Consider the following 20,166-nt stretch of genomic DNA (forward strand, 5'->3'; position numbering starts at 1 on the left):
GGGCGGGAGTTGACCCGGAAGGACTTCGAGGGGGAGCCTTGTCGGGTGTGAGCTTCCCGCCGGCGCGGGCGGTCGGACGCGGGGCGGCCTGGTACCGCGGGGACTGCCATGTCCACTCCGTCCATTCGGACGGGGAACTCACCCCCGAGGAGCTGGCCGTGCGGGCGCGGGCGGCCGGGCTCGACTTCATCGCGACGACGGAGCACAACTCGGCCGCGGCTCCAGGGGTCTGGGGGCAGGTGGCCGCCGACGACCTCCTGATCCTGCTCGGCGAGGAAGTGACCACGAGGACCGGGCACTGGCTGGCGCTCGGCCTCGGGCCCGGCCAGGTCGTCGACTGGAACCACCAGGTCAGGGACGGGCTGGTGGACGAGTGCCTGGATCAGGTCCACCGGGTGGGGGGCCTGTGCGTCGCCGCGCACCCGCATGCGCCCTACCCGTCGGGCGACTTCATGTTCTCCTTCCGCGGCTTCGACGTGGTGGAGGTGTGGAACGGGCTGTGGACGTCGGACCGGCCCTGGAACGCCGACAACGAGGCGGCGCTGGCCGAGTGGGGGCGGAGCCTCGCGGCGGACCTCCGTACGGGCTCGTGGCGGCCGGCGATGGGCAACAGCGACGCCCACCTGGAAGGGCAGCTGGGAACCCCGCACACCGTGGTCTTCGCCGAGGAGCTGAGCACCGCGGCGGTGCTGGCCGGGATCCGCGCCGGCCGGAGCTGGATCGCCGAGTCGGCGGAGGTGGACGTGTCGTTCACCGCCCGGGCCGACGGACGCGTCGCCGGGGTCGGCGAGCGGCTCGCGACGCGGGGCGGGCCGGTGGAGGTCCGGGCGGCGGTACGCGGTGTGCCGGCGGGGACCGTGAGCTTCCACACCGACCGGGGGAAGGTCCACCGGGCCCCTCTCCCCGGCGACGGGGCGGGAGCGGTGTGCTGGGACACGACGGCGGAGGAGTCGGCGTTCGTCCGCATCGAGGTCCGCCGTCCCGACGGGCAGGCAGCCGCTCTCACCAATCCGATCGTCCTCGACTGATCATTCGCTTGATCATTCGCTTGATCACTCGCTCCATCGTGTCGGCCCGGTCGCCGGGGCGGGCGGGGCGGGCTCAGGCGTGCAGGTGGGTCAGCAGCGTGTCGCCCGACGGGTAGGGGCGCTCGGCGGGCAGCAGCCGGCGGGCGGCGTCCAGGTCCCCGTCCCGTACGTGGGCGTGGATCGTGTGCGCGAGGGCGGTGACGTCGTCGATCGAGACGATCCAGTCGTCCGCGTAGCGCTCGGCGGCCTCGCCCGCGAGGCCGAGTTGCAGGGAACGGTGGGGCAGCGGCCGCAGGTGCAGATCGCGTTCGGGGTCCCACTGCACCCGGGCCGGGGCCCGCTTCAGCTGGCGCTTCCAGGCGGCGCGGTCGGTGTGCAGCCCGTGTTCGTAGTGGGTCGGGCAGGCGTTGGCCAGGGCCCATTCGAAGCCCTCGCGGGTGATCTCGATCGCGAGGACGGTCTCCTGGCCCTCCTTGCCCGCCCATCCGCAGCGGTACATCATCCAGCGGAACGACGGTTTGATCCACGTCATGCGGTCCCGCTGCCAGTCCTGCGGGAAGCGACCGTCCCGGGCGGCGGGCAGGCCGATGTGCGGGGCGTAGGCCTGGTAGACGGTCACCGTGGAGGCCGTGTGGAGGGCGCGGATCTGATGCTTGGGCTCGTGCACGGTGACCAGGGTCGGGGGTCGGTGTGCGTCGCGCCAGCGAATTACAGCGCATCGCAGCGCATCGCAGCGAATCGCAGCGAATCGCAGCGACTCACCATGCGCCGGACGGGGCCGGCGCGGGCCTGGGCGGTGTAGTTGTAGGTTCAATTATCTCGTCAAATGCCTTTCACCGCCCGTGATGTGACGATTCATCAGAACCACGAGCGCACCACCCCGCTGAACCTGGTTCGTAGGCCAACCCGTTGGGTCCGGCGAAGGGGTGGCGCAACGGCGCCGCCCCGCCACCGACCCCTGTGGAGGGCCGCAGTGCATCACCGTTCCCGTCCGACGGCCGGATTGCTCGGCACCGGCGCCGCGCTGAGTCTGGCGCTGGCACTCACCGTGACCGTGTCGCCCGCCCTGGCCGCGCCACCGGGCCCGTCAGCCGAGCCCGATCCGGTTCCCGCGCTGGTGGCCGGTGAGGGCACCGAGGCTCCGCAGTTGGTGACCGGGCTGTCCGAGGCGGCTCCCGGCGGCCCGGCGGAGGCGGCCCGGGCCTTTCTGGCGGCCCACGCGGACCGTTTCCGGGTCGACCCGGCGCGCCTGACCGAGGTCGCGGTCGAGCGGACCGGGCAGGACCGGCACACCGTCAGGTTCCAGCAGGACCACGGCGGCGTGCCGGTGCTCGGCGGCCAGTACCTGGTGCGGCTGGTCGGGGAGGGCGCCGACCAGCGGGTGGAGTCGGTCGGCGGCAGGTACTTCACCGGCCTGACCGCCCCGACCAAGCCGGTCGCCCCGGCCGCGGAGCTGCGCCGCCAGGCGCTCGACGCGGTGCAGGACCCGCGGGCCAGGGCCGGGGCCGCCGTCGAGGACCGCGGCCCGGTCGTCCTGCCGGGCGGCGCCGGCCGGCTCGCCCAGCACTTCAGCGTGCGCGCCGACGACGCGGCGGGCGGAGGCCCGCTGGTGCACGACGTGTACGTGGACGCGACCACCGGGGTGGTCGCGCTCGCCCAGGAGTCCTCGACCCCGTACCGGGTCGGCGGCACGGACACCCCGGCCGCGACCGGGCCCGCCGCCGTGCCCGCTGTCGGCAGCGCCCCCGACCTGCACGGCCGCACCGTCCCGGTGAACGTCTCCCGCCAGCCGGACGGCAGCTACCAGCTCGTCGACACCACCCGTTCCGCCGGGATCCTCACCTACGACGGCGGCGGGCGGGACTTCACCGAGTTCGGTGGCGGCATCCCGGACGGCATCCTGCCCGTCTCCTCCCCGGGCCCGGACTTCCCGGCCTCGGCGGGCAGCAGCGGCGCCACCGACGCCCACGTCAACGCCGCCGCCGTGTACGACTTCTACCGCAACCGGCTCGGCCGCGACGGCCTGGACGGCAAGGGCAGTCCGATCCTGTCCGTGGTGAACGTCACCGACCACGGCCGGCCGTTCGTCAACGCCGCCTGGGGCGGGCGGACGATGGTCTACGGCGCCGGCGACGACCTGCACCTGCCGTTCTCCGCGGCGATGGACGTGGCCGGCCACGAGATGACCCACGGCGTCGTCGAGCACACCGCCAACCTGGTCAACATCGGCCAGTCCGGCGCGATGAACGAGGGCATCGCCGACTACTTCGGCAACGCCGTCGAGGTCACCGCGCACGGCGTCAAGATGGACGACCCGACCGCCCCGCTGATGGGCGAGAGCCTGTGCCGCACCGGCACCCCGCAGGAGTGCGCGACCCGCAACCTGGACAACCGCCACACCACCGTGAACGACTACCTCGGTGCCGGCAAGGAGTTCGACAACGGCGGCGTCCACGCCAATTCCACCATCTTCAGCGGCGCGCTGTGGGACATCCGGCGCACCCTCGACCCGCTGACCGCGGACCGGCTGGTCTACCGCGCGCTGGCCGAGTACCTCACCCCGCTGGACGACTTCGTGGCCGGGCGCAACGCGGTGCTGGCCGCCGGGAAGTCGCTCAAGCTCAGCGCGGCCGACCTGCGCAAGGTGGCGGCCGCGTTCGACGCGCACGGCATCAAGGCCGGCTGGCAGAGCCGGGTCGGGACGGACAGCCGCACGCTGATGCCCGGCGGAACCGCCCCCCTCGGTCCGGTCACCGGCGGCGGCCACTGGGTGATGGGCAGCGTCCTCCCGAACGACAAGGGCATCGCCCTGTACACCGGCTCCACCACCGGCACCGGCACCCCGGTGCGGCTCAGCCCGGACGACGGACGCACCCACGGCTGGGCCGCCACCGACGGCAAGTCCGCCGTCTGGCTGGCCGTCGGGCCCGACTCCACCGGCACCTGGGGGATAGCGGTGGTCACCGCCCCGCTCACCGGCGGCCCGCTCCGCACCCTCTTCCAGGGCCTGCACGGGTCGCTCGCCAACCTGCGGATGTCCGGGGGCGACATCGCCTTCACACTGACCGACAACGCCACCGACCAGACCCGGGTGTACCTGTCCCACGACGGCGCCGCGCCGACGCAACTGCCGCTGCCCGAGGGCCACAACGTCTCCTCCTCCCTCGCCTTCCGGGACGGCCGGCTCGGCTGGATCGAGACCTGGAGCGCCGACGGCGCCACCGTCCAGGCGCCCACGGTCTACTCGACCGCCACCGGCAAGGCCACCGCCCAGTACCCGGTCAGCACCCCCCAGGACGGCGCCAAGCCCTACCTCGGCTCCCCGGTCCTGGCCGGCGACCGGCTGCTCTGGCTGGCGGCCCCGGCCGACCGCACCCTCCCCACCGCCCTGCGCTCCGGCGCACTGGACGGCTCCGGCGTGACCGACCTGCTGCCCGCCGACTCCCGGTACAGCCTGACCGAGCGGGAGTTCACCGCCAGCGACCAGGCCGTCAGCTACGTCCACCGCAGCCCGGAGCCCACCACCGGCTGGTCCAACGCCGCGCTGCCCAAGCTGTACCAGCTGCCGCTCACCGGCGGCACGCCGGTACGGGTCTCCTGCAACCGGGGCGGCCAGTACCACCCCGTGGCCGACCAGGGCACCCGGGTGCTCTGGCTGGACGGCACCGTCGGGCGCAACGACCTCGTGGTCCGCGACAAGCCGGCCGGGTCGTGCTGACCGGGCTCTGCTGACCGGACGCCACCGAAGTCCGGCCCCGCTCGTACTCCCCGTCCGCCCCGGTGCCGGCACCCGCCCGCACCGGGGCGGACGTCCCCCGATGTTCTTATGTTCGGCTTAGAACATCCTTCTAGCGTCCCGCGCATGATGATGCATCGTGGAGCCGTCGGCTCCGTCGCCCTCGCGGCCCTCGCCCTGACCACCACCGTCGGGGTGGCCGCCGCGGATCCCCTCCCCCACCGGACCACCGCCTCGGCGGCCCACGGCAAGGTGACGGACAACCTGTACATGTCGCTCGGCGCGTTCGAGGACGCCACCTCCGGCGCGGACCCCAAGGTCAAGGCCATGATCGACCGGCCGGACATCGGCGGCGTCCAGGTGGTGGCCCCCTGGAAGGCCCTGGAGGGGAAGAAGGGGGAGTACCGGTGGTCGCGCCTGGACGACGCCCTGACGTACCTCCAGGAGCGCCACAAGAAGCTGTACGTGCAGGTCCAGGACCGGTTCTTCGACGTGTCCCTCGCGGACGCCAACGTCCCCCAGTACGTGAAGGACGAGGGCGGGGTCGCGCCGACGGTCGACGAGAACCCCGACAACCCCACCACCCACGGGGCCATGGTCGCGCAGTGGAACACCGGGGTGCGGGCGGACTTCCAGGCCATGCTGAAGGCGATGGCCCAGCGGTTCGACGGCAGGCTCGCCGGGGTGAACCTGCCGGAGACCGCGGTCGAGGTGGACACCGCGAACGACCGGACCGCGTACACCTCCGGTTCCTACATCGACGCCGAGATCGACAACATGCGCTTCGGCAAGAGCGTCTTCACCAGGACGCAGTTCATCCAGTACATCAACTTCCTGCCGGACGACGACGACCACACCCGCATGAGGGAGATGTTCGACCTCGCCCGGAAGGACCGGATCGGCGTCGGAGGACCGGACACCCTGCCGGACCGGCCGTACCAGATGGAGAACTCCTACAAGTTCCTCCACGATTACAAGGGTTCGCTCCCCCTCGTCGCGATGGCCGTCCAGGAACCGGACATCAACGCCAAGGACCCCCGGACCGGGAGGCCGTACACCCGCGGACGGTTCACGGACTTCGCCCGCGACTACCTCGGTGCGCGCCAGCTGTTCTGGACCGTCGAGGCGGACTGGCTGCAGACGCCCCGGGCCTGACGCTCGCAACGGCCGGGCCTGAGGCTCGCAACGGCCGGGGCCGGGGCGTCAGTCGAGGTCGAGGCGCTTGGTGAGGGCCTTGCCCGAGGGCAGGGGGTCGATGAACCGGTGCAGGAACGTGAGCATCGCGTCGGTGTCCAGGCCCTCGCAGGCGGCGTCCATCCCGGCGTAGAGGAATTCCTCGATGCCGGCCACCTCGGTGGCCAGGCGTTCGCCCGCGGGGGTGAGGCTGAGGTGGAGGTAGCGGCGGTCCTCGGCGTCGGTGCGGCGCTCGACCAGTCCGGCCGCGACGACGCGCTCGACCAGCCGGCTGGGGTTGGTGCCGCTCTCGCAGACCAGGAGCTGGCCGAGCCCGCTCAGGCTGAGGGTGCCGTGCTGCTGGAGCAGGCGCAGCACCTCGGCCTGGGAGGGGGTGATGCCGTGGGGTTTGAGGGCCTGGATCAGCAGCCGGTTGCCCTCGCGCTGGGCCGCCAGGATCGCGAACCGCAGGTGTTCGGCCCTACGCACCGGCGCCTGCCCGGGTTCCCGGCAGGGCGGCGAGGAAGTCGTCGACCGCGGCGGCGTAGCTGACCGGGTGGGAGAAGCGGAACATGTGGCCGGTGCGCGGCAGGACGACCTCGCGGGCGTCGGGGATGCCGGCGAGCATGGTCCGGGAGGCGTCCTCGCCGATCAGCACGTCGTGCGCGGGGGACAGGATGAGGGTCGGGACCTGGACCCGGCCGAGCGCGTCGACGTAGTCGGCGGTGAGGCTGGCCCGCACGCGCGCACCGAAGGACGCGGCCGGGGTGTTGACGAGGAACAGCTCGCGGCTGCGCGCCTCGTTCCAGGGCTCCTGTCCCTCGCCGTCGAACGGGGAGGCGAGCCGGTGGGCGTGGGCCCGCAGCGTGAGCTGCCGGTAGAGCGGGCCGCGGGCCTTGCCGATCACCCGCATCAGGGCCTTCCACGGCTTCGAGGTGACCGGGTTGGCCGCGAAGCCGCCGGACAGGACGAGGGCGCGCAGGCCCTCCGGGCGGCGGGTGGCGAGCGCCAGCGCGATGTTCGCGCCGAAGGAGTCGCCGACCAGGACCCAGTCGTCCAGGTCCGCGACCGCGTCCGCCACGTGGTCGGCGTACCGCTCCATGTCGTCGACGCCCTCGGGCAGGCGCAGCGTGCGCCGGGGTGCGTCGCCGTAGGGGGCGAGTTGCTCGGCGCTCCAGGGGGCGCCGGAGAAGCAGGGGATGAAGACCAGGGTGGGATTCTTCGCTGAAGTGCTCATATCGGACACATTACACGACACATGTGTCGTGACACATATTTTTCCCGAATCGAATTTCTGCATGATGTTCAAATGTCTGATGTTTGTATAGGGTGCTGCCATGAAACGCATCAGCGCACCGCGGCGGACCGCCAGCCTCTCCGCCCAGCTCGTGGACAGCCTCCGCTCCCACATCGAGTCGGGCGGCTGGCCGGTGGGGACGCGGATCCCGCCGGAGCAGGCCCTCGTCGAGGAACTCGGCGTCGGCCGCAGCACCCTGCGGGAGGCGATCGGCGCACTGGTGCACCTGGGGCTGCTGGAGCCCCGGGCCGGCGACGGCACCTACGTCCGCTCGTCGAGCGAGCTCCAGTCGGTCCTGGTACGACGGGCGAGTTCCGCGCGGCGGGACAACGTGCTGGAGCTGCGGACCGTCCTGGAGGAGTACGCCTCCGGAGCCGCGGCCCTGCGCCGCGACGAGGACCAGTTGCGGCAGCTGCGGGAACTGCTGGCCGACGCCGACGCGGCCTGCGCCGGTGACGACCCGGCCGCGGCCCTGAACGTCGACGCACTGTTCCACCGGGCCGTGGTCCGGGCGAGCGGAAACGACCTGCTGGTCGAGGTGTACGACCACCTCGGCACGGCGCTCACCTCCTCGCTCGGGGGCCTGGCCTGGGACGCCGCCCAGGTCGAGGAGCACGCCCGGCTGCACCGGCGGCTCGTCGACGCGATCGAGGCCCGGGACGAGGGCGGCGCCCGCACTACGGCGGCGGCGATCGTCCACCTCACCCGCGAGCACGCGACCGACGCGACCGACGCGACCGACGCGCCCGACGGGCCCGACACGCCAGACGCGACCGACGCGCCAGGAGCCACGGAAGACCGGTGAACGCGGGGCCGGCCTCCCCACCCGCCGGCCCTCCCCCGGAGACGAACACCCCCGCCCCCACGACAACTCCCCTCGCCCGAAGGGGCCTTCACGGCCGTACAGGAGATCACTCGTGTCCCAAGCCCGACCCTCCGCGCCCGAACGACCCGTTTCCTTCGAACGACCCTCCGCCGTCGACCTCGACGCCCGGACCGACCGGCGGAGCGCCCACCTGTACGAGACCGACGCGCAGTTCCGTGCCACCGCACCCCTGGACGCCGTCACCGAGGCGATCCGGCGGCCCGGACTGCCGCTCGCCGCCCTGGTGGCCACGGTGATGAAGGGGTACGCGGACCGGCCCGCCCTGGGCGAGCGTGCCACCGAGCTCGTCACCGACCCGCGGACCGGCCGGACCGCGCCGCGCCTGCTGGAGCGGTTCGACACGCTCACCTACCGCGAACTCCATGAACGGGTGGGCGCGGTGGCCGCCGAGTGGCGGCACCACCCCGGCCAGCCGGTGGGAGCCGGTGACCTCGTCGCCGTCCTCGGCTCCCCGAGCGCCGAGTACGCCGTAGTGGAGCTGGCCTGCATACGCTCCGGCGCGGTGTCCGTCCCCCTCCAGGCCGGAGCCCCGGCGTTACAGCTGGCCCCCGTCGTCGAACAGACCGGCCCGCGCCTGCTCGTGGTGGACGTCGACCACCTGGAGGTCGCGGTCGAACTGGCGGAGAGCGCCCCCTCGCTGGGCCGGATCGTCGTCATCGGCCACCGCCCCGGGGTCACCGCCCACCAGGAGGCGCTGGACTCCGCACGCGGCCGGCTCACGGCGCAGCACCGGGTCGTCGTCCTGGACACCCTGGCATCGGTCATCGACCGGGGAAGGGCGCTGCCGGAGCTCCCCGAGGTCCCCGACGGGTCGGCGGCCGACGCGCTCAGCACCCTGATCCACACCTCGGGCAGCTCCGGCACCCCCAAGGGCGCCATCTACACCGAGCGGCTGGTCAGCCAGTTCTGGCTCGACTTCGTCCCCGGCCAGGGCGTTCGGCCCTCCATCGCGCTGAACTACCTGCCGCTGAGCCACATGATGGGCAAGGGCGTCCTGTTCCACACGCTCGCCCGGGGCGGCCTCGCCTGCTTCACCGCGTCCGGTGACCTGTCGACGCTCCTGGCGGACCTCGCGCTGGTCCGGCCCACCGAGTTCGTGATGGTCCCCCGCATCTGCGACCTGCTCCTCCAGCACTACCGGGCCGAGTTGTCCCGCCGGACCGAGCCGGACGACGGCGCCGCCACCGCCGCCGCCGAGCACGCGAAGGCGGAGTTGCGGGAGCAGGTCGTGGGCGGCCGCCTCCTGTGGGCCGTCAGCGGCTCCGCTCCGCCGAGCGCCGAACTGACGGCGTTCGTCGAGGACTGCCTCCAGGTCAGGCTGCACGACGGCTACGGTTCGACGGAGGCCGGAACGGTCGCCCTCGACGGCCGGCTGCTGCGCCCACCGGTGACCGACCACAAGCTGGTCGACGTACCCGAGTTGGGATACTTCGGGACCGACTCGCCGTACCCCCGGGGCGAACTGCTGATCCGGTCCGACCGCCTCGTCCCCGGCTACTTCCGGCGCCCGGACGCCACCGCCGAGGCCTTCGACGAGGACGGCTTCTACCGCACCGGCGACATCATGGCCCTGGTCGGCCCGGACACGCTGCGGTACGTCGACCGCCGCTCCAACGTCCTCAAGCTGTCGCAGGGCGAGTTCGTCACGCTCTCCCGCCTGGAGGCGCTGTACGGCGGCAGTCCGGTCGTCCGGCAGATCTTCCTGTACGGCAACAGCGCCCGCTCCCACCTGCTCGCGGTCGTCGTGCCGACCCGGGACGCCCTCGACCGCGCCGACGGGGACCCGGAACGCGTCAGGCCGCTCCTGCGGGAGTCCCTGCGACAGCTCGCCGGGGGCGCGGGCCTCAACTCCTACGAGATCCCACGGGACTTCCTCATCGAGAGCGAGCCGTTCAGCCAGGAGAACGGACTGCTCTCCGGCGTGCGCAAGCCGTTGCGGCCCGCCCTGACGAAACGTTACGGCGAGCAGCTCGAAGCGCTGTACACCGAACTGTCCGACCGCGAGGCCGACGAACTGCGGGCGCTGCGCCGGCTCGGCCCCGACCGGCCCGTCCCGGAGACCGTGCTCCGTGCCGCACAGGCGCTGCTCGGGCCGCGCACCGGTGACGTGGAGCCGCGGGCACGCTTCCTCGACCTCGGCGGCGACAGCCTCACGGCGCTGTCGTTCTCCCGGCTGCTGAAGGAGATCTACCGCGTCGACGTTCCCGTCGACGTGGTCATCAACCCGGTCAACTCACTGCAGCGGGTGGCCGACCACGTCGAACGGGCACTCGCGTCGGGCCACGGCCGCCCCACCGCCGACAGCCTCCACGGCCCGGACGCGACCCGACTCGACGCGGCCGACCTGCGGCTGGACGCGTTCCTCGACGCGCAGACCGTCGCCGCCGCCAAGGTCACGGCCGCGAAGGTCACGGCCGAGCAGCAGGCCGGTCCGCTGCCCGAGGCCCGGACCGTGCTGCTGACCGGCGCCAACGGCTACCTGGGCCGTTTCCTGTGCCTCGAATGGCTGGACCGCGTGGCGGAGCGCGGTGGCACGCTGGTGTGCGTGGTCCGCGGCTCCTCCCCCGAGACGGCCCGGGCCCGGCTCGACGCCGCCTTCGACAGCGGCGACCCGGAACTCCTGGCGCGCTACCGCACGTCCGCCGCCCGGCACCTGCGGGTGATCCCCGGCGACATCGGGGAACCGAACCTCGGACTCGACGACGCAACCTGGCGACACCTGGCCGACACCGTCGACCTGATCGTCCACCCGGCGGCCCTGGTCAACCACGTCCTGCCCTACGACCAGCTGTTCGGCCCCAACGTCCGGGGAACCGCCGAACTGATCCGGCTCGCGGTCACCTCCCGGATCAAGCAGTTCACCTACCTGTCGACCGTCGCCGTCGTCTTCGGCAACGAGGCCGCGGCCGACGAGTCGGCGGACATCCGCACCGCCTGCCGGACCCGCGACCTCGAAGGCGACTACGCCGACGGGTACGCGGCCAGCAAATGGGCCGGCGAGGTGCTGCTGCGCGAGGCGCACGACACGTTCGGGCTGCCGGTCGCCGTCTTCCGCTCGAACCTGATCCTCGCGCACCCGCGCTACCGCGGCCAGTTCAACCCCACGGACGTCTTCACCCGCCTCCTGCTGAGCCTGCTGGCGACGGGCATCGCCCCCGGCAGCTTCTACACCCGGGGCACCGGGGAGCGCGGCGCGCACTATGACGGGCTCCCGGTGGACTTCACCGCGCGGGCCGTCACCGCGCTCGGTGACGCCGCACGCGCGGGCCACCGGACCTTCAACGTGGTCAACCCGCACGAGGACGGCATCTCCCTCGACACCTTCGTCGACTGGCTGGCGGCGGCCGGACACCCGCTGACCCGGGTCCAGGACCACACCCAGTGGCTCGCCCGTTTCGAGACCGCCCTGCGCGGCCTGCCCGACCACCGGAAGCAGCACTCGCTGCTCCCGCTGCTGCACGCCTTCGCCCGACCGGAGACGCCACTGCCCGGTTCCGCCCTGCCCGCGGACCGGTTCCGCGCCGCGGTGCGGGCCGCCGCCCTGGACGGGGCGGACGACATCCCCCGGCTGTCACCGGCCCTCATCGCGAAGTACGTGACCGACCTCCGGGCGCAGCACCTGATCTGACCCGCACCCCCGGCCGCCACTGCCACCGCCACCGTCCTCGCCCCGGCCGGGCGTTGCTCCGCCGGCGTCCCGTCCGGCGGAGCAACGCACCGGTGGGCCGTCCGGACGGGGCCCCGGGGTCCTGTGGGCCGTCCGCAGCAATGTGCCCCGCACCCGCTCGTGCCTGCCGCCACGGCACCCGCCCCGGGCCGAACAATCGGCCTGGTCCGCACCCAGGGACGCTTCCGAGCGGCAGTGAGCAGTGAGGGGAACGCAGCGATGGACGGAACCGGTCACCCGAGTCGTCGGGCACTGCTCGCGGGCGGGCTGGTGAGCGCCGCGTTCGCGCTCACCGGATGCACGACGACGAGGGCGGACTCCCCCGCCTCCCCCGCTTCGCCGTCGTCGACACCGCAAGCCCGGCCGACCACACCCGCCGCCGCGTTCAGCAGGCTGATGGACGGCAACAAGCGCTGGGTCAGCGGAAACCTGCAGCACCCCGACCGGGACCCGGACCGGCGTCAGCTGGTGGCCCAGGAGCAGGAGCCGTTCGGGTCGGTCCTCTCCTGCATCGACTCGCGGGTCCCGCCCGAGCTCCTCTTCGACACCGGCCTCGGCGACCTGTACGTGATGCGCACGGGCGGTGAGGCGGTCGGCCCGGTCGTCACCGGGTCCGTCGAGTACGGGCCCGTGACGAGTGGCACCCCCCTCATCGTGGTCCTCGGGCACCAGCGCTGCGGCGCGGTCAAGGCGGCGTACGGGTCCTTCCGTGACGGCAAGCCGCTGCCCGGCAACCTGGAGGCGATCGCCCAGGCCCTGCGGCCCGCGTACGACCAGGCGGTCCGGGAGGGCGGCGCCGACCCGGTCGAGACGATGTCCCGCGCCCAGGTCACCCTGACCGCCGCCGACCTGCGCACCAACTCCGACCTGGCCCCGCTGGTGGCGAAGGGCGCCCTGGCCGTCGTCGGCGCCTACTACTCGCTGGACACCGGCGTGGTGGAGGTCCTGTCCGGGGCGCCCTGACGGGCAAGCGCGGGCAGCGCCGTCCGGCGGCGTCAGCTGACGAAGATCCGGTGCGGGGCGTCCGTGGCGGCGAACTGGTTGCGCTCCACGTGGACGCCCGGATAGGCCTTCGCCGAGCTGCGCACGCCGAAGCTGTAGAGCACGGCCATCAGGCCGCTCACGCCCGACAGACCGGGCACCGCGCCGCCACCGCCGATCAGGCAGGCGATGACCACCAGGGCGATCCCCGCCGCGAGCAGCAGCCAGCCGAGCGTGCCGCGGGTCCGCTGCTTCTGCAGGGCGGTCGGCTCGGACTCCAGCACGACCCTGACGGGCGCCCGGCAGTCCCCGCAGAGTGCTTCGAGGACGACGGACCCGGACTCCGGCCGCCGGCTCTCGCCGAGCGGGAACAGGTGCCACTGCGAGTGGTAGGTCGTGCTCCGCACCCCCTCGGTGCGGGTCATGCTCGCCCGGTCCCCCGTCCGTCCGCGCGAGCCGCGCTGCTAACAAACGGACATGTACACGAAAAGGCCTCTGAGCCCTGGACCGTGAGCCCTGGACCCGGGCCCGGGAGACCCACTCGTCAGCGCGGCACCGTACGCACCGTGATGGTGGTCCACACGCCCAGGTGAATGCGGTCGCCGTCCTGGAGCCAGATCGGCCGCCTGAGCTCGACCTCGTCGCAGGAGTCGTTCATGAACGTGCCGTTCGCCGTCTCCTGCGCGATCAGCACCAGGCTGCCGTCGTCCTGCTGCTGCAGGTGCCCGTGGTGGCTGCCCACCCCCGGATCGAGGGCGAGGTCGATCTCCGGCGGCACCCGGTGGCGTCCCGGCAGGCTCCTGCCGATCGAGAACCGGCCCTCGCCCGTGATCGGGATGCGCCGCACCGACCGGTCCGCGGGAAAGTCGGGAATCCGGTACTCCGCCCCGTACGACGCGAGGTTCCTGCGGTAGTACGCGTGGTCGGCGTGGACCTCCACGACCCACCTCTCCTCCCGCATCGGCGTGCTCCCTCCCGGCCCCGATCGCTCGATCTCCGCCGGAGACGCGCACGACCCGCCGCTCGGTTGCGGCGGAACGGCCGTCGAGGGTCAGGCGGAGCCGCCGTGCGGGCGGGCGGCCGCTGCGGCGCGGGCCGGGGCGGCCGGGGCGGCGGCGTGTTGCGGCCACCAGCCCGACAGCGCGGCGGTCACGATCAGGATGAGGGCGACGATCGTGAGCCGGATGCCGCTGTGCAGCCGTCCGCGGGCTTGGGCGAGCGCGAGCGGGCTGACGCCGGCACCGCCACCGCTGATCGGATAGGCGACTCGGCCGACGGTGAGGATCGCCAGGCACGCGATGACGAGCGCGATCACGGCCAGTGACGCGGAGAGCCACTGGACCGAGGCGGGTGCCGCACCGCCGGTGGGGCGCAGAACGCCGCAGATGCCGACGAAGCCCAGGACGCCGACCTGGATGGTGTGCCAGCCGCGCGCCGAACCGGCCAGCCCCTCCAACGTGTCTGTACCCGGCGTCGGCTGGGGATCGGTGGAACCCGTCGGTTGTGTCATCGGACCCTTCCTCCGTCACGCTCTCTCGGACACCGGGCCGGACGCCGGGCGGCCTGCCGCGCTCCTCCCATCGTCGGAGGCGGCAGGTGGCGGCGGCAGCCGCCGCGCGAGGGAACGGCCCGGTCATCGGAGTGAACGGCCGGGCCCGCCATTCGATCGGCCGTCGTTCGGTCGTTCGTCGTGGAGCGCAGTGCCGCTTCGACGGCCTCCGGTGCGCGGGGCGGCGAGGTGCGGGGACGGTCTCGGCGGCCTCCAAGCCGTCCGCATATCCCCGGCTTGTACGCTTATCTGGAAGATCTGTGGTTCGTGGAGGGAGGGCCCCGTGCGCGTCCGCCGGTGGATTGGTGTGGTCGCGGGAGCCGTCGTGCTGAGCAGCCCGACGGTCGCCTATGCCCGCGGTGGCGGCGGCGGTCACGGGTTCGGCGGCGGCGGGGGCCACGGCGGTGGTGGCGGCGGTGGCGGCCACGGGGCCGGCTTCCACGGGGGCGGCGGCGGGGGCGGAGTCGGCTTCGGCACCGGCTTCGGGACGGGTTTCGGCACCGGTGGCGGTGGCGGTGGGCTCGTCGCCCTGCTGGTGATCGTGGCCGTGATCCTGCTGATCCTGTGGATCAGGTCCCGGCGCCGCAAGGCGGCGCTGGCGGGCGAGCTCAACACCGTCTCGGACCGCACCGCGCACCGCTCCGACGCGCAGGCCCGCGAACGCGCCGCCCAGGTCTCGGCCCGGGTCGACGCCATCGCCGACACCGACGCGACCTTCGAGCGCGCGGCGCTGGAGCGCCGTGCCGTGTGGCTGTACACGACCGCCCAGCAGGCCTGGACCGGACACGACCACACCACGCTGCAACAGATCCTGTCCCCGGTGCTGTACGGCAAGTGGGCCGAGGAGCTGCGCGACTACGAGTCGCGCGGCGAGGTCAACGTCGTGGAGATCGTCGACGGGCCGGCGGTCGAGCTGGTCCACGTCGCCAACCGGGCGGGCGAGCTGAACGACACCGTCACCTTCCGGATCACCGCGACGCTGCGCGACTACGTACGCCGCGGCGACGGCCGACAGGCCGTGCGCAAGGACGGCTCGACCCGCCCGGTCGAGTACTGGACGCTGCGCAAGAGCCCGTCCGGCGAGTGGATCGTGTCCTCGATCGAGCAGGCCGCCGAGGGAGCGCACCGCCTGAGCAGCGACATCGAGACCGACGGCTGGGACCAGAAGGAGGTCGCCCGGGACGCGGTGCTCGAAGTCGCCCGGAAGAGCACCGTCACGGGGGCCAGCGACGTCCTCTCCCTCACCAACATCTCGTGGAGCACCGACGCCGACGCCGCCGCCGGCGATCTGAGCGTCCTCGACGGCCGCTTCGACCGGGCGGTCCTCGAAGTCGCCGTCGAGCGCTTCCTCGAGGAGTGGGTGATGAACGACGGCAGCCTCGACTTCACCCCCGTCCGCACGGCCCGCCGGACCGTCCTGCGCGAGGCCGCCATCACGTCGATCACGGTGCGCTCGCTGGTCTCCCGCGAGCCGATCGTCTTCCGCGTCGCGGTCGACGCGCAGGGCGTCTACTACGAGGTCGACCGCCGCACCGAACAGGTGCTGCGCGGCGACGCGCGCAAGCGCCGGCCGCTCGCCTTCACCTTCGACCTGCGGCTGGACACCGCCTCGGCCGGCTGGACCGTGGTCGCCACCGACACCCAGTAGCCGCGCCCAGCCCCCGCCGCTGCGGCACGGGACGACGCGGTGCGGGACGACGCGGTGCGGCAGCTGGCGGACGACCGGCAGAACAAGGCCGACGCGCAGGACCAGTTTCGACAACGAATGCACGGGCCCCGTCGGCCCGGCCGGCTGAGCGGTACCGGGGCGGGTCGGCCCGGGAGTCGTGACGGCTGACGGCTGACGGCTGACGGCTACAGGCCTGCCCGGGTCAGCAGCCGCTCCATGCTGTCGACGGGCAGGAACGGCGAGGCGGCCGCGGCCTCCGCGACGTGCTCCGAGGAGTCGGCGAGCAGGCGGTGCAGGGACGGCGGCGGAAGGTTGGGGTGGGGCGCGACCGCGCGGCGGACCCGGTCCTCGGGGTCGGCGGCCAGCTGCTCGGCGAGTTCCGGGGGCAGTTCCGGGTCGCGGGGCGCGAGGGAGCGCAGCCGGGGCTCGGGGTCGGTGGCGAAGCGGCGCAGGGTCTCCTGAGGGAACGTCAGGACCTGCTCCTTGTCCCACCAGAAGGTGAACTTGTCCCGTCGGCGGTAGCGGCGCTCGATGGACTCGGCGGTCGCGTGGTCCACCAGGTGCGGGGCGGTGGAGGCCATGGTGAGGCGGACCATCTGCTCCTCGTCGTCCAGCAGTCGGGCCACCACGTCGGCGGGAAGGTCCTTGCTGCCGGCCGCCGAGGCGCGGAAGCCGACGTAGGGCGAGTCGACGTGCGGCAGCGGGTCGGCCGTCACCCACGGCAGGCGCAGGCTCCGTAGTTCCGTGGGCGCGAAGGCGTTCAGGAAGCACTGCACGACGGTTTCCTCGTCGGCGTCGGGGTCCAGGTCCGGGTCGTCGGCCGCTGGCGCGAGCTCGTGGACCGAGGCGTGGATCCGGGCCCGCGTCTGCTCCGGCGTGTCGGGCCGGGCGAAGACCTTCACCCGGACGTTCAGGGCCGGATCGACGGCGAGGGCCTCACGGACCGACGGCGGCAGGTCGGGATGCCGGGCGAGCTCCGCGCGCACCTCGCTGTCCGGGTCGTCGGCGAGGCGCCGGAGGGTCTCCGCGTCGAGCGCGGCGTGGATCACCGCGCCCGCCCGGGTCACCGGGTCCGCGAGCAGGGCCGGCAGCAGGTCCGCGGGCGGTACCGGATGCGGGTGGCGCGGGAAGTGGGTGGCGCAGGCCGCGGCGCGGACGGTCGCCTCGGGGTCGGTCAGCAGGGTCCGGCGCACCGCTTCCGGCGCCTGGGTCCAGTGCTTCGCCAGTGCCGCGCGGACCGCGGGGTCGGGGTCGGCGGCGAGGCGGGCCCGGAGGTCCGGCGGCGTGCCCCGGTTCTGGGCCAGGCTTTCGCGGACCTTCGACTCGGGGTCGTCGACGAGCAGCTCGAACATCCGCCGCGGCGCGGTCGCGGCGCGGCCGGCGAGCGCGGACCGGATCCCCTCGTCCGGATGGGCGGCCAGGAGGATGCGGAACCGGTCCGGCAGCCGGTCGTTGAGCGCCAGGGCGTGCAGGAGCCAGTGATCGTCGGTCGCGACGATCTCGTCGATCATCGACTCGGTGAGGTCCGGGCGCTTGGCGACCAGTCCCCAGCCCTGCTGCCGGGCGAACATCCGCCGGATCAGGGGGGCCGGCAGTGCGGGGTTCCTCGCCAGCCCGTCCAGCACGTTGTCGAGGTGGACCGGGGTCGGGGTGTCGGCGTCCATGCGGCCAGGATGCCAGGCACACATGACCACCCGTCGGGCCGGGGTCCCGGCTCGGCCCCGGTCCGGTGGGTGGGCGCCGTCGGTGGGTGGGCGCCGTGCGCGGGTGCGGTGGTCGGGGCCGCGGTTACGGGGTGGGGCCGGTGCACCGTCCTCGCGGGGATCGGTTCGCTGTCAGGCCGGGGGACGGCCGTCCGGTGGGGGAGGCGGCAACGGGTCCTCCTCGCCGAACAGGTCACGCAGGAAGCGGTCGGGCCGGTTCACGAACGCGCGGGTCAGCGCCACGGGTTCGGCCCGGTCGTACCCCACGTGCTCGATGGTGCCGTCGGCCTCCAGCTGCAGGATCCGGGCGCCCGGGTAGGCGAGCAGGATCGGCGAGTGCGTCGCGACCACGAACTGGCTTCCCTGGGCCAGGAGTTCGCGCATCCTGACCATCAGCGCCAGGCAGCCCTGCACGGAGAGCGCCGCCTCCGGTTCGTCGAGGACGTAGAGGCCCTGCGGCCCGAAGCGGTGGATCGCGAGGTCCAGGAACGACTGGCCGTGGGAGCGTTCGTGCGGGGACCGGCCGCCGTAGGCCGGCAGCAGTGGGGTCGGTCCTTCACGGTCCAGGCGTTCGATCTCGGTGGCGACGTTGTAGAAGCTCTCCGCGCGCAGGAAGTAGCCGGTGCGCGGGCGCCGGTTCCAGCGCAGCACCAGGTGAGCCCCCAGGCTGGACTCGCTGGACCGGGTGGCGAAGCGGAACGACGTCGAGCCGCCCTCGGCGTTGAATCCGGCGGCCGTGGCGAGCGCCTCGATCAGGGTGGACTTGCCCGAGCCGTTGTCGCCGACCAGGAACGTCACCCCGGGGTCGAAGTCGATCCGACCCGACTCCATGAGGCGGGTGACCACGGGCAGGTCGAAGGGGTACCCCCGGGCCTCGGGGTCCGCCTCGACCTGGAGCTGGCGCAGGAACCCCGGGGCGAAGATGCTCATCGGGCGATCCTAGGTCCGGGCACCGACACTCCCCCGGTGGTGCGGCCGGGCCCCGGGGAGCCCGGCCGCCCCCGCGCTCTTCGTCCACAGCATCTCCACCTGGGGCAGCGACCTCCGGGACGGCCGCTGTCCTGCCATTCGGTGTCCCATTGGATCCGATATTCCGCCTTTTTGACGATTGCGAGGCAATGGTAATTCCTTTGCCAGAACTTGGGATTCCTTTATGATCGACCCGCTGGCCGTTGAACCGTCGGTTCCTACCCGAACCGACCCTGTCCGGGGGGACGAACATGTATTCAGCACGTACGCGTCGAAGGGCGGTCGGCCTGACGGCGGCCACCGGGGCGAAACCGACCTAGCTGACAGAAAGGCGCGACGCGCGTGCCAGTCCCCCACCCGACCACCGTCACGGCCGGCGCCCGCATAGTGGTCGTCGCCACCCGGGTCGTCTTGGTCGCCGAGCTCCTCGTGAGCCTGTGGAGCGCCGTCATGCTGTGGACGCTGCGCGACCTGTCCTACCTGGACGACGACGGCACCGACCTCTTCCGGCTCCGGGTGGCGGTCCAGCCCGCCCTGGCCGTGCTGTGGGCGGGGTTCTGCGGGTGGGCGGCCGTCGTCTCCTTCCGCCGCCGTAGCGGTACGCCCGGCCCGGCGCACCTGTTCACCGCCGCCGCGGTGGCACACCTGCTGGGCTCGGCCTGGACGGCCGCGCAGGGGGCCTGGCCGTTCGCGACCGGCCTCCTCGCCCTCGCTGCCCTGCTGCTGGCTGCGGGCCGCGCGTTCCGACTGGCCCGCTGAGGCTCGTGAACCTCCGCTCCGGCCAGTGCCTGGCCGTCCAGGGCGCGGGCAAGAACAACGGGGAGAACGTCATCCAGTGGCCCTGCGGTGAGAACGCCGACCACAAGTGGACCTGGTGACCGACCGGCCGGGCCCGACCGCCTGACCGCCCGACCGCCTGACTGCCCGAGCACCTGGCCGCGGCCCAACGGTCGTACACGGTAGGGGTTTTGGCCCCGTCGACCACCGCGGAAGCAGTGTCGAACGTTTGTTGGAATTCGTGGTGCCTGTGTGGCTCCTGTGTGGGAGCATCGGGGCCGCGGGCGGATCAACGCCCGTGCGGGACTTTGCCACCGGCTTCGAGACAAGGATCTGACACATGATCAATCCGCTCAAGCGTGCGCTCGTGACCGCCGTCGCCTCGGGGACCCTGCTGCTGACGGTCGGCGCCCTGCCGGCCAGCGCCCACAGCGCGGTCACCGGGCAGGCCACGTACACGGCCTACGGCTTCGGTGCCTCCGACATCGGGGCCGCCATGGCCGCGCGGGCCGGCGCCTTCCGCAACGGCGTGAACGCGGGTTACACCGCCGCCCAGTGCCACCTGTCCTTCGGCCCGATGACCATGAAGATCGGCACGTACCTCTGGCGCTCCGTCGCCCAGGTCACCTGTAACGCCTGAGAAAGTGTTGGGTTAGCTGGTGACTACTGGTTGTTGAGGTCGTCGGCGAGGCGGCGTGCTGCTTCGGTCTCGATGGTGCCGCGCGGTTCGA

Annotated in this window: 18 protein-coding genes; 10 read left to right on the top strand and 8 right to left on the bottom strand. The window is 73.0% G+C overall.

Translation table 11 applies throughout. The annotated features are described in order from the left end of the window. The first annotated feature begins 47 nt into the window (after window positions 1-47). Window positions 48-1,028 carry a CehA/McbA family metallohydrolase gene (locus tag ABTZ03_RS35570; protein ID WP_350517310.1) on the top strand — a complete coding sequence of 327 codons (981 nt, stop codon included), beginning with the start codon at window positions 48-50 and terminating at the stop codon, window positions 1,026-1,028. A gap of 73 nt (window positions 1,029-1,101) precedes the next feature. Here the strand turns inward: ABTZ03_RS35570 and ABTZ03_RS35575 are convergent, their stop codons facing one another. Further along, window positions 1,102-1,695: a DUF4291 domain-containing protein gene (locus tag ABTZ03_RS35575; RefSeq protein WP_350517311.1), complete on the bottom strand. Its 594-nt coding sequence runs from the start codon at window positions 1,693-1,695 to the stop codon at window positions 1,102-1,104. Between the two features lie 306 nt (window positions 1,696-2,001). On the opposite strand from ABTZ03_RS35575, the gene ABTZ03_RS35580 reads away from it, so the two are divergent. Both ABTZ03_RS35580 and ABTZ03_RS35585 read left to right on the top strand, forming a co-directional pair. After that, window positions 2,002-4,746 carry a M4 family metallopeptidase gene (locus ABTZ03_RS35580; protein ID WP_350517312.1) on the top strand — a complete coding sequence of 915 codons (2,745 nt, stop codon included), beginning with the start codon at window positions 2,002-2,004 and terminating at the stop codon, window positions 4,744-4,746. Window positions 4,747-4,890: 144 nt separating this feature from the next. Beyond that, window positions 4,891-5,919: a hypothetical protein gene (locus tag ABTZ03_RS35585; RefSeq protein WP_350517313.1), complete on the top strand. Its 1,029-nt coding sequence runs from the start codon at window positions 4,891-4,893 to the stop codon at window positions 5,917-5,919. 48 nt (window positions 5,920-5,967) lie between these two features. Here ABTZ03_RS35585 and ABTZ03_RS35590 read toward each other — a convergent pair whose 3' ends face one another. Both ABTZ03_RS35590 and ABTZ03_RS35595 read right to left on the bottom strand, forming a co-directional pair. Continuing rightward, window positions 5,968-6,426 carry a MarR family winged helix-turn-helix transcriptional regulator gene (locus ABTZ03_RS35590; protein ID WP_350517314.1) on the bottom strand — a complete coding sequence of 153 codons (459 nt, stop codon included), beginning with the start codon at window positions 6,424-6,426 and terminating at the stop codon, window positions 5,968-5,970. Then, window positions 6,419-7,174, bottom strand: coding sequence for an alpha/beta fold hydrolase (locus ABTZ03_RS35595; RefSeq protein WP_350517315.1), 756 nt, complete (start codon window positions 7,172-7,174; stop codon window positions 6,419-6,421). Before ABTZ03_RS35595 ends, ABTZ03_RS35590 begins: the two co-directional genes overlap by 8 nt. A 100-nt stretch (window positions 7,175-7,274) precedes the next feature. Between ABTZ03_RS35595 and ABTZ03_RS35600 the strand changes: the two genes are divergently transcribed. From ABTZ03_RS35600 to ABTZ03_RS35610, 3 genes are all read left to right on the top strand, one after another. After that, window positions 7,275-8,039 (top strand): FadR/GntR family transcriptional regulator, encoded by a 765-nt coding sequence (locus ABTZ03_RS35600; RefSeq protein WP_350517316.1) that lies wholly within the window; start codon window positions 7,275-7,277, stop codon window positions 8,037-8,039. Between the two features lie 112 nt (window positions 8,040-8,151). Next, window positions 8,152-11,748 (top strand): carboxylic acid reductase, encoded by a 3,597-nt coding sequence (gene car, locus ABTZ03_RS35605; protein WP_350517317.1) that lies wholly within the window; start codon window positions 8,152-8,154, stop codon window positions 11,746-11,748. A gap of 258 nt (window positions 11,749-12,006) precedes the next feature. Then, window positions 12,007-12,750 (top strand): carbonic anhydrase, encoded by a 744-nt coding sequence (locus tag ABTZ03_RS35610; RefSeq protein ID WP_350517318.1) that lies wholly within the window; start codon window positions 12,007-12,009, stop codon window positions 12,748-12,750. Between the two features lie 32 nt (window positions 12,751-12,782). On the opposite strand, the gene ABTZ03_RS35615 is transcribed toward ABTZ03_RS35610, so the two are convergent. The 3 genes from ABTZ03_RS35615 to ABTZ03_RS35625 all read right to left on the bottom strand — a co-directional run bounded on the left by ABTZ03_RS35615 (window position 12,783) and on the right by ABTZ03_RS35625 (window position 14,278). After that, window positions 12,783-13,193 (bottom strand): hypothetical protein, encoded by a 411-nt coding sequence (locus tag ABTZ03_RS35615; protein ID WP_350517319.1) that lies wholly within the window; start codon window positions 13,191-13,193, stop codon window positions 12,783-12,785. 119 nt (window positions 13,194-13,312) lie between these two features. Then, window positions 13,313-13,729, bottom strand: a complete 417-nt coding sequence (locus tag ABTZ03_RS35620) for an FHA domain-containing protein (protein ID WP_350517320.1) — start codon at window positions 13,727-13,729, stop codon at window positions 13,313-13,315. Between the two features lie 90 nt (window positions 13,730-13,819). Then, the gene (locus ABTZ03_RS35625; protein WP_350517321.1) at window positions 13,820-14,278 is read right to left on the bottom strand and encodes a hypothetical protein; all 459 of its coding nucleotides are present in this window, start codon (window positions 14,276-14,278) and stop codon (window positions 13,820-13,822) included. Between the two features lie 322 nt (window positions 14,279-14,600). Here ABTZ03_RS35625 and ABTZ03_RS35630 point away from each other — a divergent pair, with 322 nt between their 5' ends. After that, window positions 14,601-15,965, top strand: a complete 1,365-nt coding sequence (locus ABTZ03_RS35630; protein ID WP_350517322.1) for a TIM44-like domain-containing protein — start codon at window positions 14,601-14,603, stop codon at window positions 15,963-15,965. A 206-nt stretch (window positions 15,966-16,171) separates the two neighbouring features. Here ABTZ03_RS35630 and ABTZ03_RS35635 read toward each other — a convergent pair whose 3' ends face one another. After that, window positions 16,172-17,650: a hypothetical protein gene (locus ABTZ03_RS35635; RefSeq protein ID WP_350517323.1), complete on the bottom strand. Its 1,479-nt coding sequence runs from the start codon at window positions 17,648-17,650 to the stop codon at window positions 16,172-16,174. A 171-nt stretch (window positions 17,651-17,821) separates the two neighbouring features. Further along, window positions 17,822-18,619 carry an AAA family ATPase gene (locus tag ABTZ03_RS35640; RefSeq protein WP_350517324.1) on the bottom strand — a complete coding sequence of 266 codons (798 nt, stop codon included), beginning with the start codon at window positions 18,617-18,619 and terminating at the stop codon, window positions 17,822-17,824. A gap of 381 nt (window positions 18,620-19,000) precedes the next feature. Here ABTZ03_RS35640 and ABTZ03_RS35645 point away from each other — a divergent pair, with 381 nt between their 5' ends. From ABTZ03_RS35645 to ABTZ03_RS35655, 3 genes are all read left to right on the top strand, one after another. Beyond that, window positions 19,001-19,417 (top strand): hypothetical protein, encoded by a 417-nt coding sequence (locus tag ABTZ03_RS35645; RefSeq protein ID WP_350517325.1) that lies wholly within the window; start codon window positions 19,001-19,003, stop codon window positions 19,415-19,417. Between the two features lie 5 nt (window positions 19,418-19,422). Next, window positions 19,423-19,536, top strand: a complete 114-nt coding sequence (locus tag ABTZ03_RS35650; RefSeq protein ID WP_350517326.1) for an RICIN domain-containing protein — start codon at window positions 19,423-19,425, stop codon at window positions 19,534-19,536. Between the two features lie 239 nt (window positions 19,537-19,775). Further along, window positions 19,776-20,075: a hypothetical protein gene (locus ABTZ03_RS35655; RefSeq protein WP_350517327.1), complete on the top strand. Its 300-nt coding sequence runs from the start codon at window positions 19,776-19,778 to the stop codon at window positions 20,073-20,075. Window positions 20,076-20,166 lie beyond the last annotated feature (91 nt).

The sequence above is a fragment of the Kitasatospora sp. NPDC096077 genome (genome assembly GCF_040303245.1).
GTDB lineage: Bacteria > Actinomycetota > Actinomycetes > Streptomycetales > Streptomycetaceae > Kitasatospora.

Bases quoted from the DNA above. Each gene is read 5' to 3' on its own strand.
- ABTZ03_RS35585 (WP_350517313.1), top strand. From the start codon at position 4,891: ATGATGATGCATCGTGGAGCCGTCGGCTCCGTCGCCCTCGCGGCCCTC.
- ABTZ03_RS35595 (WP_350517315.1), bottom strand. From the start codon at position 7,174: ATGAGCACTTCAGCGAAGAATCCCACCCTGGTCTTCATCCCCTGCTTC.
- ABTZ03_RS35600 (WP_350517316.1), top strand. From the start codon at position 7,275: ATGAAACGCATCAGCGCACCGCGGCGGACCGCCAGCCTCTCCGCCCAG.
- ABTZ03_RS35610 (WP_350517318.1), top strand. From the start codon at position 12,007: ATGGACGGAACCGGTCACCCGAGTCGTCGGGCACTGCTCGCGGGCGGG.
- ABTZ03_RS35615 (WP_350517319.1), bottom strand. From the start codon at position 13,193: ATGACCCGCACCGAGGGGGTGCGGAGCACGACCTACCACTCGCAGTGG.
- ABTZ03_RS35620 (WP_350517320.1), bottom strand. From the start codon at position 13,729: ATGCGGGAGGAGAGGTGGGTCGTGGAGGTCCACGCCGACCACGCGTAC.
- ABTZ03_RS35625 (WP_350517321.1), bottom strand. From the start codon at position 14,278: ATGACACAACCGACGGGTTCCACCGATCCCCAGCCGACGCCGGGTACA.
- ABTZ03_RS35635 (WP_350517323.1), bottom strand. From the start codon at position 17,650: ATGGACGCCGACACCCCGACCCCGGTCCACCTCGACAACGTGCTGGAC.
- ABTZ03_RS35640 (WP_350517324.1), bottom strand. From the start codon at position 18,619: ATGAGCATCTTCGCCCCGGGGTTCCTGCGCCAGCTCCAGGTCGAGGCG.
- ABTZ03_RS35655 (WP_350517327.1), top strand. From the start codon at position 19,776: ATGATCAATCCGCTCAAGCGTGCGCTCGTGACCGCCGTCGCCTCGGGG.